This is a genomic window from Streptomyces huiliensis (assembly GCF_020037025.1).
Taxonomy (GTDB): Bacteria; Actinomycetota; Actinomycetes; order Streptomycetales; family Streptomycetaceae; genus Streptomyces; species Streptomyces huiliensis.
This window is the reverse complement of sequence record NZ_JAIQLH010000077.1, coordinates 1-786: the sequence shown is the minus strand read 5'-3', so window position 1 is coordinate 786 and position 786 is coordinate 1. Positions and strand designations below refer to the sequence as shown.

At 77.6% G+C, this 786-nt stretch carries 1 pseudogene; it reads right to left on the bottom strand.

What is annotated here, in order from left to right:
• Positions 1 to 407: 407 nt before the first annotated feature.
• Positions 408 to 786, bottom strand: a pseudogene (locus JNW98_RS15505) (hypothetical protein); the annotation flags it as partial.

Genomic DNA, 786 nt, shown 5'->3' with positions numbered 1-786 from the left:
CCGGCGCCCGCCGCCGGCGGTGGCCCGCGCGGCTCCGCCGGCGAGGAGGTCCCGGCGGCCCGCAGCGAGCAGTCCGCCGCGCCGCCCGCCTTCACCACCGACCCGGACCGCGTCTCCACCGCGGCCATCAAGCGGGTGCCCGCGCCGCGGGCCGGTGACGGCAAGCCTTCGGCGTCCGGGAAGCGGCCCGGCGGGCCGCAGGCCTGGGTGCAGAAGCTGATGGCCGGCGGGGGACGGCGCAACCTCGCCGCGGCCGGGGCGGGCGTGGTGCTCGCCGCCGTGCTCGGGACCGTCGTCTCGCTCGGGACCTCTGCCGGGAGTGGGGAACAGGGCGGGGGCGAGCAGGATGCGGTGAAGCCCGATCGGTCTTCTTCGCAGCAGGATGGTGAGCCCGATCTCACCGCTGATCATCCGGTGTCGGGTGGGGGTGGGCCCGCGCCGATGCGTGGCCGGCCCACGGCCGGTGCTTCCGAGCGGCCTGGTACTCCGGGGGCGACGGGGGCGCCGTCGGGGACGCCGTCCGCGAGTTCCTCGCCTTCGCCGTCGGGCTCGGCCTCACCCGACGACTCGCCGTCGCCGTCGCGGACGGGTGGGGGGCACCCGAGTCCTTCCCGTACGCCGGGGGGTGGCGAGACGACGAAGCCGCAGCCTCCGACGACGCCGACCGATCCCACGGATCCGCCGCCGAAGACGGAACCGCCGGCGACGCAGCAGCCGCCGACTCCGCCGTCCGGCGGGGGAAATCCGCCGCCCGGATCGGGGACGGTCAAGCCGAGCGGCTGACCG